The 13269-nt window shown below is 63.3% G+C and carries 14 protein-coding genes; 7 read left to right on the forward strand and 7 right to left on the reverse strand.

What is annotated here, in order from left to right:
- Positions 1 to 9: 9 nt before the first annotated feature.
- Positions 10 to 1077, reverse strand: a complete 1068-nt coding sequence (gene aroC / locus CVE41_RS09020; RefSeq protein ID WP_100260342.1) for a chorismate synthase — start codon at positions 1075 to 1077, stop codon at positions 10 to 12.
- 78 nt (positions 1078 to 1155) lie between these two features.
- Here aroC and ruvA point away from each other — a divergent pair, with 78 nt between their 5' ends.
- The 5 genes from ruvA to ruvB are packed head-to-tail and all read left to right on the forward strand — an operon-like array spanning position 1156 to position 4030.
- A complete protein-coding gene (ruvA, locus tag CVE41_RS09025; RefSeq protein WP_100260343.1) occupies positions 1156 to 1758 on the forward strand; it encodes a Holliday junction branch migration protein RuvA in 603 nt (200 codons plus the stop codon).
- Positions 1755 to 2150: a hypothetical protein gene (locus CVE41_RS09030; protein ID WP_100260344.1), complete on the forward strand. Its 396-nt coding sequence runs from the start codon at positions 1755 to 1757 to the stop codon at positions 2148 to 2150. Before ruvA ends, CVE41_RS09030 begins: the two co-directional genes overlap by 4 nt.
- Positions 2140 to 2664 (forward strand): DsrE family protein, encoded by a 525-nt coding sequence (locus tag CVE41_RS09035; protein WP_100260345.1) that lies wholly within the window; start codon positions 2140 to 2142, stop codon positions 2662 to 2664. The genes CVE41_RS09030 and CVE41_RS09035 overlap by 11 nt, the downstream gene beginning before the upstream one ends.
- Positions 2661 to 3008 carry a hypothetical protein gene (locus CVE41_RS09040; protein ID WP_157799460.1) on the forward strand — a complete coding sequence of 116 codons (348 nt, stop codon included), beginning with the start codon at positions 2661 to 2663 and terminating at the stop codon, positions 3006 to 3008. Before CVE41_RS09035 ends, CVE41_RS09040 begins: the two co-directional genes overlap by 4 nt.
- Positions 3005 to 4030, forward strand: coding sequence for a Holliday junction branch migration DNA helicase RuvB (gene ruvB, locus CVE41_RS09045; RefSeq protein ID WP_100260347.1), 1026 nt, complete (start codon positions 3005 to 3007; stop codon positions 4028 to 4030). Before CVE41_RS09040 ends, ruvB begins: the two co-directional genes overlap by 4 nt.
- 419 nt (positions 4031 to 4449) lie before the next feature.
- Here ruvB and CVE41_RS14620 read toward each other — a convergent pair whose 3' ends face one another.
- The 3 genes from CVE41_RS14620 to acnA all read right to left on the reverse strand — a co-directional run bounded on the left by CVE41_RS14620 (position 4450) and on the right by acnA (position 8775).
- Positions 4450 to 5274, reverse strand: a complete 825-nt coding sequence (locus CVE41_RS14620; RefSeq protein WP_157799461.1) for a hypothetical protein — start codon at positions 5272 to 5274, stop codon at positions 4450 to 4452.
- A 67-nt stretch (positions 5275 to 5341) separates the two neighbouring features.
- Positions 5342 to 6058: a prolyl hydroxylase family protein gene (locus tag CVE41_RS09055; RefSeq protein WP_100260349.1), complete on the reverse strand. Its 717-nt coding sequence runs from the start codon at positions 6056 to 6058 to the stop codon at positions 5342 to 5344.
- Positions 6059 to 6099: 41 nt separating this feature from the next.
- Positions 6100 to 8775 (reverse strand): aconitate hydratase AcnA, encoded by a 2676-nt coding sequence (gene acnA, locus CVE41_RS09060; RefSeq protein WP_100260350.1) that lies wholly within the window; start codon positions 8773 to 8775, stop codon positions 6100 to 6102.
- A gap of 228 nt (positions 8776 to 9003) precedes the next feature.
- Between acnA and CVE41_RS14625 the strand changes: the two genes are divergently transcribed.
- Complete coding sequence (locus CVE41_RS14625; RefSeq protein ID WP_157799462.1) at positions 9004 to 9171, forward strand: hypothetical protein; 168 nt, start codon at positions 9004 to 9006, stop codon at positions 9169 to 9171.
- On the opposite strand, the gene CVE41_RS09065 is transcribed toward CVE41_RS14625, so the two are convergent.
- The gene (locus tag CVE41_RS09065; protein WP_232725629.1) at positions 9168 to 10097 is read right to left on the reverse strand and encodes a DMT family transporter; all 930 of its coding nucleotides are present in this window, start codon (positions 10095 to 10097) and stop codon (positions 9168 to 9170) included. The genes CVE41_RS14625 and CVE41_RS09065 overlap by 4 nt on opposite strands.
- A 102-nt stretch (positions 10098 to 10199) precedes the next feature.
- On the opposite strand from CVE41_RS09065, the gene CVE41_RS09070 reads away from it, so the two are divergent.
- The gene (locus CVE41_RS09070; RefSeq protein ID WP_100260352.1) at positions 10200 to 11606 is read left to right on the forward strand and encodes a L,D-transpeptidase family protein; all 1407 of its coding nucleotides are present in this window, start codon (positions 10200 to 10202) and stop codon (positions 11604 to 11606) included.
- A 6-nt stretch (positions 11607 to 11612) separates the two neighbouring features.
- Here CVE41_RS09070 and CVE41_RS09075 read toward each other — a convergent pair whose 3' ends face one another.
- A complete protein-coding gene (locus CVE41_RS09075; protein WP_100260353.1) occupies positions 11613 to 12320 on the reverse strand; it encodes a murein L,D-transpeptidase catalytic domain-containing protein in 708 nt (235 codons plus the stop codon).
- Positions 12317 to 13237: a histone deacetylase family protein gene (locus CVE41_RS09080; protein ID WP_198507635.1), complete on the reverse strand. Its 921-nt coding sequence runs from the start codon at positions 13235 to 13237 to the stop codon at positions 12317 to 12319. Before CVE41_RS09080 ends, CVE41_RS09075 begins: the two co-directional genes overlap by 4 nt.
- Positions 13238 to 13269: the final 32 nt, after the last annotated feature.

The following is a 13269-nucleotide window of genomic DNA, read 5'->3' on the forward strand; positions in this document are numbered from 1 at the left end:
GTCTAAACGCTACCCACACTGCGCCCGGTGCAGCATCTTATGATCCGCCAGCACCAGCGCCATCATCGCCTCGACAACCGGCGTGCCGCGGATACCGACACAGGGGTCGTGCCGCCCCTTGGTTCTCACCTCGGTCGCCTCGCCCTGCCGGTCGATACTGGCAACGGGGGTGAGGATCGAACTCGTCGGTTTGAAAGCCACGCGGCAGACGACCGGCTGGCCGGTTGAAATCCCTCCAGCGATCCCGCCTGCATGGTTGGCCGCAAACTCCGGCCCGTTTTCGCCGGGTGACATGGCGTCGGCGTTCTGCTCGCCGGTAAGGCGCGCGGCATCGAAACCGTCGCCGATCTCCACGCCCTTGACCGCGTTGATGCTCATCATGCCTGCGGCAAGGTCGCTGTCGAGCTTGGCATAGACCGGCGCGCCCCATCCTGCTGGCACGCCCGTAGCCAAGCATTCGACGACCGCGCCGAGCGAGGAGCCTGCCTTGCGCGCATCGTCGACCAGTGCCTCCCATCGCTTTGCGGCCTCGGCATCCGGGCACCAGAAAGGGTTGCGGGCGATTTCCTCGCGGTCGAAATTAACAGGGTCGATCCGGTCGCCGCCGATCTCCGCGACATAAGCGAGTATCTCTACCTCCGGGATGGCCTTCCTCGCCACCGCGCCTGCCGCAACCCGCATCGCCGTTTCACGGGCACTGCTGCGCCCTCCGCCGCGATAGTCGCGAAACCCGTACTTTGCGTCATAGGCAAAATCGGCATGGCCCGGGCGGTAGGTATTCGCGATTTCGGAATAATCCTTGGACCGCTGGTCCTTGTTTTCGATCAGCAGCGAGAGCGAGGTACCGGTGGTCTTCCCTTCGAATACGCCGGACAGGATGCGGACCTCGTCCGGTTCCTGGCGCTGGGTGGTGAACTTGTTCTGCCCGGGCTTCCTCGCGTCGAGGAACGGCTGGATATCCGCCTCGCTCAGTTCCAGCCCCGGAGGGCACCCGTCGACGACTGCGCCGATGGCAGGGCCATGGCTTTCCCCCCAGGTTGTGAAGCGCAGCACGCGTCCGAAAGTGTTCCAGCTCATGCCTGCCTTCCTGTCTCAACTGTGGGGCCAAGTCCACTAGGGCTGGACCAAGCCATTCTTGTAGCGCAAGAACAAACCATGATTGCGAAGCTTAAAGGCCTGCTCGACGAAACCGGTTCCGACTGGGCGGTAATCGACGTCTCGGGCGTCGGATATCTGGTCCATTGCTCGGCTCGCACACTCAGCCAGCTCGGCGAGAAGGGCGAAGCCTGCACTGTCTACACCGATCTCCAGGTGTCAGAGAACGACATGCGCCTGCTCGGTTTTGCCGAAGCTGCGGAGCGTGACTGGTTCCGCCTCTTGACGCAGGTGCAGGGTGTGGGGAGCAAGGTGGGCCTTGCGATCCTCTCGGCGCTCTCGACCGGCGAGGTGCAGCAGGCCTGTGCCAACGGCGACGCCGCCACGATCGCGCGGGCGCAGGGCGTTGGACCGAAGCTTGCCGGGCGTATCGTCAACGAGCTTAAGGACAAGGCGGGTGCGCTCCCCTCCTCTGGCGGCGGCGCGGCGATGGCGGCGATCCCGGCGGGTGGAGCCAGCGCCGATGCGGTAAGCGCGCTGGAAAACCTCGGCTTCAAGCCCGCGATCGCCGCGCGGGCGGTGGCTGCGGCGCAAGGCGAACTGGGCGAAGGCGCGAGCGAGGGGGACCTCATCCGTGTCGCATTGAAGAAGGCGGCCTCGTGAAAGCGGCCTGGCTCTGTCTCGGCATGGCGGCTTCCTTCGCGGCAGCCTCCCCAGCGGCGGCGTGTCGCGGCGTGTTTTCCGAAACCTACGTGTTCCTTCCGCAGCTTCCGGACGACATTGCGCCGGATGCCATTGTGCTGCGAGTGAAGCCGCAGCGATCGGTAACGGCAACGAACAACGGGATTCAGGTTTCCGTGGCCGAGGTTCTGAGGGGGGAGTGGCCACGTGACACGGCGTGGATCGACTACGGCCTCTTCACCAGCTGCTCGCGGGTCCACCTGCCTGAAGAGGGCGCGCTGGTCGTCGGAGTGCCGAGGGAGTATTCGCCGACCACGCTGGTGGCCCGCCAGTATCGTCGCAGGGATTGGGAAGGGACAGAAAATGGAAACTAGACTGTTTCGCGCAGCGTCACTTGCTGCGCTCGCATGCGCCGCGCCCGTTGCAGCACAGGATATGAGCGCGTTCAAGACCGGGCCGGTAATCGCGCAATTCGGTCCGCACGCGCCGGTCGAAGGTATCGGCGAAGTGCCCGGGGATACAGAGTTCTCGATTGCCTTCGATGTCGCCAAGCCGGCCGACGAGGGCGCGCGCAATCGCGGGTTCGAAAGCGCCGCGCGTTTCATCAACATGCACGTCGCCCACGGCGTGCCCGAAGACAATATCCGTATCGCGGTGGTCGTGCATGGCAAGGCAGTGAACGATTTGCTTGCTAGCCCGGACAACACCTCTGCCGACATGGTGCAGGTGATGCTCGGACAAGGCGTGCGCTTCATCGTCTGCGGCCAGAGCGCGGTGGCCTATGGCGTGACGCAGGATGAGCTGCTGCCGGGCGTCGAAATGGCGCTCTCCGCCATGACCGCCCACGCCCTGCTGCAACAGCGCGGGTACACGGTGAACCCGTTTTGACACTGATTGGCAAAATCGGGATCGTAGCAACAGGAGTTTACGGTCTGTTCCTGCTTTACGTCATGGAAAAAATGGCGGCTGGGACGTCGCTGTTCAGCTTGTCTACGCTGTTTTTTTTCGCTCTAGCTATGTCTCCCGTTGCTTTCGTTGCCCACAAAGGCCTGCAATCGAGAGTTTGGCTGATCGCACTTTTGCCGTCGCTGCTTTTCGGTGCCTATGAAATCTACATGATGGGGTTTGTATCGAAGAGCAGCACGACGGCCCTAGGATTGATTTTCCTGCCAATGATTCAATGGGCATTCTTAGGCGTCGTCGCAGTTCTGAAGGAAGTAGGTAGGGCTTGACTGAACCCGTCCCCCTCCATTCGCCGGACCGGCAGCCGGAAGACCCGGATGCGGCGCTGCGGCCCAAGAGCCTCGAGGAGTTCGTCGGGCAAAAGGCGGCGCGTGAGAATTTGCGCGTCTTCATCGAGGCCGCCAAGGGGCGCGGTGAGGCGATGGACCATGTGTTGTTTTTCGGCCCGCCGGGGTTGGGCAAGACGACACTGGCGCAAATCGTGTCGAAGGAACTGGGCGTCGGTTTCCGTGCCACCAGCGGACCGGTGATCGCCAAGGCGGGCGATCTGGCCGCGCTGCTCACCAATTTGGAACCCAACGATGTCCTCTTCATCGACGAGATCCACCGGCTCAATCCGGTGGTCGAGGAGGTGCTCTATCCCGCGATGGAGGACCGCGCGCTCGACATCATCATCGGCGAGGGGCCCTCGGCGCGCAGCGTGCGGATCGACTTGCCACCTTTCACGCTGGTGGGAGCTACCACCCGTCAGGGCCTGCTGACCACGCCGCTGCGCGACCGCTTCGGCATACCGGTGCGCCTCAATTTCTACACCGAGGACGAGCTTCTCAAGGTCGTCACGCGAGGGGCAGGGCTTCTCGGCATGGGCATCGACGAAGGCGGCGCGCGCGAGATTGCCCGACGATCGCGCGGAACGCCGCGTGTCGCAGGCCGCCTGATGCGCCGCGTGCGCGACTTCGCCAGCGTGCTCGGCGAACCTGTAGTTACGACCAAGGTCGCCGACGAGGCGCTGACCCGGCTCGAGGTCGATCGGCTAGGTCTCGATGCAATGGACCGCCGTTATCTCACCATGATCGCCACCACCTACAAGGGCGGCCCGGTGGGCGTGGAGACGCTGGCGGCAGGCCTCAGCGAACCGCGCGATACGGTGGAAGAGGTGATCGAGCCCTACCTCATCCAGCTCGGCCTGATCGCGCGCACTGCACGCGGGCGGATGCTCAACGATGGCGGCTGGACCCACCTTGGCATGACGCCTCCCGGGCCTGCCAGCCAGTCGGACATGTTTGACTAAAAGAGTGAATCCCGGCGTAACGCATGCCGCATTTACAGTTCCAAAGCGGGACACCACTCTCACCGCCCTCGCAGGATTGCAGAAAATTTAGTTTTGTAGAGGTAACAGCAGAGTGTAAATTCGATGATCGGGGGATTCGCATAACGCGCGTTTCCGGTCGATGCGGGACCAACCCGCGCAACAGGAAGTGCAAACATGTCGGTTAAAGGAGCGCTCGCGAAATTGTCGGCCACCGCCGCGGGCGGTGCGCTCGTCGCGGGCGGCTCAGTTCATGTCGCCGAGCGTCCCGTTACCGATTCTCCCAGCTACAAGAGCCAGGCGGTCAAGCAGATCAAGGCGACGCCGATCAAGCGAGCCAAGCCCAAGCCGCCGGTTCGGGCAGCACGGGTCATCCCGAAACGCGTTATCGAATGCGTGCCCTACGATTCTCCTGAAGCGGCAGTTGCCGATCCGGAAAATGTCTGCCCTCCCATCCGGCGGGTGGTCATGGCCCCTGTTCCCGTTCCACCGCTTCCGCAGGCCGCGCCTGTCGTAGGTGGCGGATCGCGCTCGATCCCGAGCGGCGGGTACGGCGGTGGATATGGCGGCGGCTTCGGCGGCGGCTTTTTCGGAGGTTTCTTCGGCGGCGGGTCGAGCGGGGGCAATGTCGTCGTCAATTCCACCACGACAACCGGCGGTGAAATCCCCGACATCGACATCGACGTGTCGACCAGCACCAGCACCAGCAACGGCGGCAGTTCGTCCAGCTCGTCAACCGGCTCGGTGACCTCGACGACATCGACCGGTGAAGTCAGCAGCTCCACGGGCGAGGTTTCTACCTCGACCGGCCAGGTCAGCACGTCCACTTCGACATCGACCAGCACCGGAGAGGTATCGACCTCGACCGGGCAGGTGAGTTCGACGTCGACCTCCTCCTCCTCGGGCGATGTCAGCAGCTCGACTTCGACTTCGGGTGATGTTTCCAGTTCAAGCTCTAGCTCTTCGTCGAGCTCCAGCTCTTCCTCGTCCTCCTCCAGCTCCAGTTCGAGCGGGGATGTCACCAGCACGTCCAGCTCCTCCAGTGGGGACGTGTCGTCGAGCACCAGCAGTTCGAGCAGCTCGTCGACCAGCTCGAGCACCTCGAGCTCGACCTCCTCGAGCAGCTCGACCAGTTCCAGCTCCAGCACCTCGAGCAGCACCAGCAGCGGCACCGAAGTTCCGGCACCGCCGATGATGATCCTGTTCGGAATGGCCGCAGCGGCCATATTCGGTCGCCGCCGTTTCCGTGTGAGGCGCGGCGCGAAGGGCGCGCAGGCCTGAGCCACTCCGCACTCAGCGGTAGTTGCGGCTCCACTCTTCCTGCCGGTACCACTGCGTAATCACGTATTTTTCACCCGCCTCGACAGGCAGGGCGGCATGGCGGGTATTGCGATTGGGGCGCCCCTTGCGGGTCATATTGTCCCACGCGATCAGCAGCCCCGGCTCAGGTGTCACTAGAAGGTCGAGCTCGGGAAATTCGGTCTCACCGCCTGCTTCGACGCTGTTGAGATAGACCATCGCGGTCCAGCTGCGCTGCCCGCCACGACGCCGCTCGTCCTGCCAGTGCGGGCGTTCCTCGCGGAAGTAGTCGCGGTGATGCAGATACTGCTCGCCCACATGATAGCGCTGGCCCTGGATCGTCTCCGCATGGGCGCGATTAATGCCGAGCGCCTCGTCGATCTTGCGCCCGAGCGCGATTGTCTCCGGCGCTTCGTTGGAAAAGAAATGGGTCGAGCTCGTCCGCGCGCCCATCGTCTTGCGATCGGAAAACAGCTTCGAGGGCTGGATGCGGCTTTCGATCGTGGCGATCAGCTGCGCACATTCCTGCGCCGTCAGGAAACCCGGGAGCAGATAGAGATCCGCCTTGTCCCCGCCTCTCGCCACCGCTCGCGCATCTTGCGACAGGCGCTGGCGGACGTTGTCGCCGATCGCCGCAAGGGTCGCGGGATCGGCCTTGGGGTCCGGTTGCTTGGCCTGGAAAAGCCGGGAGAGGCGGGTCAGCAGGGGCACGGAGCGAGCAATCTCCTATCCGCGCCCCTGCGATAACCGGCTTACGATGCGGCGAGCTTGCGCAGCACGTAGTGGAGGATGCCGCCGTTGCGGTAATACTCCATCTCGTTCGCCGTATCGATGCGGCACAGCGCAGTGAAGGTGGCCTTCGAACCGTCTTCATGCGTCACTTCGACTTCGACGTCCTGGCCCGGCGTGAGGTCGGCAAGGCCCAGAATCGTGAAGGTGTCGTTCGAGCCGAGGCCAAGGCTCTGGCGGGTGTCGCCATCCTTGAACTGCAGCGGCAGCACGCCCATGCCGATGAGGTTCGAGCGGTGAATACGCTCGTAGCTTTCGACGATGACGGCGCGCACACCCAGCAGGATTGTACCCTTGGCCGCCCAGTCGCGGCTGGAACCGGTGCCGTATTCCTTGCCCGCGATGACAACCAGCGGCGTGCCGTCGGCCTTGTGCTTCATCGCCGCGTCGTAAATCGGCATCTGCTCACCCTTGTAGGTGGTGATGCCGCCTTCCACGCCCGGGACCATTTCGTTCTTGATGCGGATGTTGGCGAATGTGCCGCGCATCATGACTTCGTGGTTGCCGCGGCGCGAGCCGTAGGAGTTGAAGTCCGACTTCGAGACCTGGTGGCTCTTGAGGTATTCGCCTGCGGGCGAATCTTCCTTGATCGAACCGGCCGGCGAAATGTGGTCGGTAGTGGTCGAATCGCCGAGGATGGCAAGCGGCTTCGCATCGGTGATGTCAGTCAGCGGAGCCGGCTCCATGCCCATGCCTTCGAAATAGGGCGGGCTGGCGACATAGGTGCTGGTCGGGTTCCAGGTGTAGGTGTCCGAAGCATCGACCTTGATCGCCTGCCAGTGCTCGTCGCCCTTGTAGACGTCGGCATAGCGGGTGAGGAACATCTGACGGTCGATGTTGGCGGCACGGTGTTCGCGCACTTCTTCGTTCGACGGCCAGACATCGGCCAGCATCACGTCGTTGCCGTCCTGGTCTTGGCCCAGCGGGGTTTCGGTGATGTCGGTCGTGACCGTGCCGAGGATCGAATAGGCGACCACCAGCGGCGGCGAAGCGAGGAAGTTGGCGCGCACATCGGGCGATACGCGGCCTTCGAAGTTGCGGTTACCCGAAAGGACCGATGCGGCGACGATATCGTTGCCGTTGATCGCCTTGGAAATCGGCGGCGCGAGCGGGCCCGAGTTGCCGATGCAGGTCGTGCAGCCATAGCCGACGAGGTCGAAGCCCATGGCGTCGAGATCGTCCTGCAGGCCGGACTTCACGAGGTAGTCGGTGACCACCTGCGAACCGGGTGCAAGGCTGGTCTTCACCCACGGCTTGGGCTGGAGGCCCTTCTCGCGCGCCTTCTTGGCGACGAGACCGGCGGCAATCAGCACGTCGGGGTTGGAGGTGTTGGTGCAGCTGGTGATAGCCGCGATGACCACGTCGCCGTCACCGATGTCATGGTCCTTGCCATCGACAGCGACGCGGACCGGCGCATCCTTCTTGTAGATCGTCTTGAGATCGGTGTTGAACAGCTCGTCCACATCGGGAAGCGCGACGCGGTCCTGCGGGCGCTTGGGGCCGGCGAGGCTGGGGACGACCTTGGAGATGTCGAGGTCGAGCGTCTTGGTGAAGACCGGCTCGTTCTCGGGCGTGAACCACATGCCCTGTTCTTTCGAATAGGCTTCCACCAGCGCGATGGTTTCCTCGTCGCGGCCGGTGAGGCGCATGTATTCGAGCGTCTTGTCGTCGATGCCGAAGAAGCCGCAGGTCGCGCCATATTCGGGGGCCATGTTGGCGATGGTCGCGCGGTCGGCGAGGGTGAGGTTGGCAACGCCTTCGCCGTAGAATTCGACGAAGCGGCCGACCACGCCGACTTCGCGCAGCATCTGGACGCAGGTCAGCACGAGGTCGGTTGCGGTCACGCCTTCCGCCATTGCGCCGGTCAGCTTGAAGCCGACGACTTCGGGGATCAGCATCGAGATCGGCTGGCCGAGCATGGCGGCTTCGGCTTCGATGCCGCCGACGCCCCAGCCCAGCACGCCGAGGCCGTTGATCATGGTGGTGTGGCTGTCGGTGCCGACGCAGGTGTCGGGATAGGCGACCAGCTGTCCGTCAGTGCCTTCGCTGTTCCATACGCCCTTGCCGAGGTATTCGAGGTTCACCTGGTGGCAGATGCCGGTGCCGGGAGGCACTGCGGTGAAGTTCTTGAAGCTCTTCGAACCCCACTTGAGGAAGTCGTAGCGTTCCGCATTGCGAGCGTATTCGAGTTCGACGTTCTGCTCGAATGCCTTGGGGTGGCCGAACTCGTCGACCATGACCGAGTGGTCGATCACGAGGTTCACCGGGACCTGCGGATTGATCTTCGCAGTGTCGCCGCCAAGCTTGCTGATCGCATCGCGCATTGCGGCGAGATCGACCACGCATGGAACGCCGGTGAAATCCTGCAGCAGGACGCGCGCCGGGCGATACTGGATTTCCTTGCCGGTAGCCGGGTTCTTCTGCCAGTCGGCAATCGCCTGCACATCGTCGGTCGAAACGGTGAAGCCGCCGTCTTCGAAGCGGAGCATGTTCTCCAGCAGGACTTTGAGGCTGAACGGGAGCTTCGAGACATCGCCGATTTTCTCGGCAGCCTTGGCGAAGGAATAATAGGCATAGTCCTTGCCGTTTACCGTGAGGGTTGAGCGAGTTCCGAGCGTGTCCTGGCCGACCTGAGTCATGCGGGCATTCTTCCTTGTATTAGAAATGGGCCTTTCCCGACCAATGGACGGACGGGCACAATGTGCCGCGCACCTGCGCCGAAGACGGCAAAAAATCAAGGCCCAGAGCCTCGTCAAAACGTCTGATCGGGAACAAAAACGGCGCTTCGGGGCTTATTAAGGCAAAATTAGGGCAAAGTCGCTGCTCGGCAGCAAGGCAGGAGCGCGAAGCCCGAAATGGAGTCTGAAATGAAAGCCCTCGACAAGACGCAACCAGCTTCGCGCCGTACTCTCAAGCTAGCGGTCATGGTCGCCGCGCTCGGCGTGGCAGGATGCTTCACGGCTGCGTTCTCGTTTGCCGGGACCGACGCACAGGCCACCGAACAGGCGGAAACCCCGGTCGTCGCCGTGCGCTAAAGCGCCGCCTGGGCCGGCTGCTTGGGCTTGCGCCGCGCCGCTATCAGGCAGGCTACGACGATGATGGCCGTGCCGAGCAGGGTCGTTGCGGTCACCTCTTCCTGGAAAAACAGCCAGCCGAATAACGAGGCCCACAGAAACCCCGAATATTCCAGCGGTACGAGCGTTTGCGCCTCTTCGCGGGCATAGGCCCACGCCATTCCCATCGCGCCTGCAACGGTCAGGAGTGCTGCCATGGCCAGGTCGAACCAGATCCGTGCGTCGGGCAGATTGAAGGCGAAAGGCATCGCCAATCCCAGCAGCACTACCGAAACTCCCGAGTGGAAGACCGCGATCTCGGCCGGACCGGCCATTTGCGATTGCCGCCTGATCAGGATGAAATTGTAGGCATAGAGCAGGGCGGACACGAGGATCGCCGCCAGCCCAAGCGCCGCATCGCTATCGAAATCGTTGCGACCCACCTTTCCGCCGACGATCACCAGCGTCCCTGCGAAGCCGAACGCCGAAGCGACGATGGCCGATTTACGGATGACCTCGCCGAGCAATAGCCGCGCCAGATAAAGCGCGATCAAAGGCGCGATGAAGCTGATCGCAATGGCCTCGGCAATCGGCAACTTGGTCAGAGAATAGAAGAATGTGAGCGCCATGAAGGTGGAAATGACGCCGCGCCGGATATGAAGGCGCAGGACTTCCGGCCGAGGCCGTTTCCCACCGCGGCCAAGCCACAACGGCAGCGCGATCGCCGTCCCGAGGGCCGAGCGTAGCCACGCAGCCGTTAACGCTCCCAGAGCAAGCGCGGCGCTCTTCATGTACGCATCCATCAGGGACAGGCTTGCCACGGCAAGCATGGCCGCCAGGATGGGCAGGAAGGCATGGTGGCGGGTCATCGCTCCACGCATATGCGCCTGCGGCCTGCACGTCATCATGGTTCAGCATAAGGCAAGCAGATGGCGTGGATAAGGATGCAAACATTTGCTAGAAACACGGCGGATGCAGCGCGTGACTGCAATCGCCAAATGGTGGGATTAATGACACTTCGTACTCTTCTTCTGACTGGCGCGAGTAGTGCGCTTCTTCTTTCCGGCACTGCACAGGCGCAGAACGGTGCTCCGGAAAGCCTGCTGCCTGCCGAACGCACGCAGCCGGCCGCCCAGGACGCGCCCGCAAACGCGCAGAGCGTCGAAGAAGCCTTCGGCGATATCCGCATGCAGGGTGGCGAAGTGGTGCAGGAAGTACCCTCGCTCGAAGGCGAATGGACGCTCGAGCAGGTCGAAACCCTGCTGGCCTACATCCCGAACATCGCAGCCGAAGGCCTCAACCCCGCCGATTATCGCGCCGATGAATTGAGCGCGCTGCTTACTGCGAATGGTCCCGGTGCCGAAGTGAATGCGCTGGCCAGTCAAATCTTTGTCTGGCTGGTCGAAGACCTGCGCGATGGCCGCACGCCGATGGAATCGCGCCGCCAGTGGTTCGTCGTCGATCCCGACGCCGACCGCATGCCCACGTGGAAGCTCCTCGAAGATGCTCTGGCGAGCGGCGACATCGCCGGCACTCTCGACGGCCTCAACCCGGTGCATCCCGACTACGCGCGTTTGCGTGACGAACTGGCTTCGGAAACGGATGCCGGACGGATCAAGCTGATCCGGGCGAATATGGATCGCTGGCGCTGGCTGCCGCAGGACCTCGGCAAGCAGTATCTGGTCACCAATGTGCCCGAATTCATGCTCCGCCTCACGGTCAACGGACGCATCATCAAGAGCTATCGCACCGTGGTCGGCAAGCCCGGCCGCACGGCAACCCCGCAGCTTGCGGAAATGGTAGAGGCGGTGATCTACAATCCGACCTGGACCGTGCCGCAGTCGATTGTGAAGGGCGAAGGCCTTGGCGCCAAGGTTCTGAACAATCCCGGCTGGGCCCGCAGCGCAGGTTACAAGGCGACCAAGGGCTCGAATGGCTGGGTCACCGTGGTGCAGCAGCCTGGCCCGCAGAACGCGCTCGGCCTGATGAAGCTCGACATGCCCAACGAGCACGCGATCTTCCTGCACGACACGCCGAGCCGTCACCTGTTCGCCAATGAAAACCGCGCGCTCAGCCATGGCTGCATCCGTGTGCAGGGTGCCCGCGAACTGGCCATGACCATGTCGCTGCTTGGCAATGCGAGTTCGAAGGACGAATTCCCGGCGATCATCGAGGAAGTTTCGGAAATCACCGGCAGCGGGGAATACACGCGCTATGCCATGAAGAAGCAGTGGCCGGTCTACATCACCTATTTCACGATGGCGACCGACGTCGACGGCAATCTCAAGACCTTCAAGGACCTCTACGATCGCGATGCGCCGGTGCTGGCAGCGCTGGACGCCCCGCGCCAGTCGGATCGTGCGCGCAAGACGAGTGAAGAAGCCGTCGAGATCATCGACGACATGCAAATCAGCTAATTCGGATCAGAACAGGCCGGGGTTGGCGCGTTCGAAAGTGCCGCCGCCCGGCCTGCGGATCAGGTCGGTCTGCGCGATCGGCGGGGTGCGGCGACTGCCGTCGGCCTGGATGCCGAGACTTTCCGCATAGAGCAGGCGTCCGCCGCTCAGGCTCAGCAGGACCTTGGCGAACTGATCGGGGCCAAGGGCGAAGCAGCCGTTCGAGCGGCCGAGCCTGCCCCAGCGTGCGATATGCTCCGGACGAGCGTATTCGGCCGGGTGCATGACGATGGCGCGCGGGAGTGCGTTCGAATTGGTCGGATCGAGCCCGTCGAGCCTGATCGAGGTGCCGTAGCGCCCGCGATACCAGCTGCGCGTCATGTAGGCGCCGCGACTGGTCGCCTCGCTACCTTCGATATTCGAATACCGTTTGAGCCAGCCGTCGTGTTCGCCGTCCGACCCTGTGCCGTGCGTCACGAAAAAGCTTTCGACGCGTTCGTTGTCGAGATCGACGAAATGGAAGCGCTGGTTGGCAGAATGGAGGCCGAAATCGGCAATGCCGACGATATCCTTCTTCCAGATGCCTGCACCGACACGGCCCAGCTGGTCGCGCGCGATGGCGATCAGCTGCCGGTCGCGCGAGGCCGTCGGATTGACCTGGGCAAACAGGCGTGTCGGCAGCGCCACTGCGGCGCCGGCGGCAAGAGTGCCCTTGAGAAGATCGCGGCGTTTCATCCTGCTCCATCCATATCACAGCCGAGGCTTACGGGAAATGAACGTTCGAATCGCGCATTGGTGTCGGCGCAGGTGATCATCGAGCGGGCGTGGCGCTGCCCGACCTCACGCGGATCCTTGCCGTATCCGCCGCCGAGTGCGCTGGCGATCGGCAGGCCGCGTCGCCGCGCCTCCCCGACCACGAAGCGGTCGCGCCTTTCGATCCCTGTGTCGGTAAGCGCCAGCCGACCGAGCCGGTCGTCGTCATGCACGTCCACGCCTGCCTGGTAGAGCACCATGTCGGGCGCAAAACTCTCGAAAACCCGGGGCAAATGCCTGTCGAGCGCTTCGAGGAAGCCATCATCGTCGATCCCGTCGGCAAGCGGCACGTCGAGGCTGGAGCGGGCCTTGCGCACCGGGAAGTTCTTTTCCGCATGGACCGAGAGGGTGAAGATGTCGTCGCGCAGTGCGGTGAGGCTGGCAGTCCCGTCGCCCTGGTGGACGTCGAGGTCAATGACCAGCACCCGCTCCGCATCGCCTTCCGCGATCAACCGGTTCGCGGCCACGGCTAGGTCGTTGAACACGCAATAGCCCGCCCCGGTGTCGTAGAGCGCGTGGTGGCTCCCCGCAGCCGAGTTCGCCGCATATCCGTGCTTCTTCGCCAGTTGGGCGGCGAGCCATGTGCCGCCGTTGGTATGCTGCACGCGCTGGGAGATATGCGGCGTGACGGGAAAGCCGATGCGGCGTTCCTTCACTTGCGGCACGCTAGCGGTGAAGACTTCCTCGACATAGTCGGGACAGTGGATCGCTTCCAGCCAGCGGCGGGGCATCGGCGGGGGTGCGTGTTCGGTGAGCGGATAGCCGCTCGTCCGCAAGGCTTCCATCACCGCCATGTATTTGTCGAAGCGGAACGTCCCGCGTGTGGGCGCGGGTGCCATGTAGTCTGCGTGATGAACGACGTGGAGAATAC

The organism is Qipengyuania seohaensis (assembly GCF_002795865.1).
GTDB lineage: Bacteria > Pseudomonadota > Alphaproteobacteria > Sphingomonadales > Sphingomonadaceae > Qipengyuania > Qipengyuania seohaensis.